At 77.2% G+C, this 518-nt stretch carries 1 pseudogene; it reads right to left on the minus strand.

From position 1 onward, the window contains the following. Positions 1 to 470, minus strand: a pseudogene (locus HA630_RS26665) (hypothetical protein); the annotation flags it as partial. Positions 471 to 518 lie beyond the last annotated feature (48 nt).

Genomic DNA, 518 nt, shown 5'->3' on the forward strand with positions numbered 1-518 from the left:
GGGGCTTCCTTGGCGTAGTCGTCCAGGTGGAAGAACAGGGTTTCTTCCTCGTACGGGCCCTGCCACACGCCGTGGCGCGCCAGAAAGGCGGCGGGGCCCAGGGCGGCTTGGCCGCGCCACCAGTCGTGGTCGCGGCAGCGGTGTTCCAGAAAGCTGCGCAGCCGGCGCAGCACCGTGGCCGGCCACACCAGGTGGCGGCCGGCCAGGGCCAGCAGCGCTGGCAGGTCGCGCCGCAGGTTGAAGCGCCCGCCCTGGCGCGCGGCCAGCGTCAGCGCCAGGCGCGAACACATCAGGTCCAGCACCGGGGCCTCGCGCAGGCCGGGCGGCACCAGCACCGGGCCGTGCGCCGGGCCGCGCCGTGCGGTGGGGGCCGGCGCCGGCCCGTCCCGGCGCGCGGCGCTGCCGGGGGCAGGGGCGTGCGGGCGCAACAGCGGCGCCTGGGCCGGGGGGGAAGCCGAACGTTTGACCATCCGATGCCTGCTCCTGCAAAACCGGCCTGGCGCCACCGGGGGGCGCGG

The organism is Aquabacterium sp. A08, assembly GCF_011742065.1.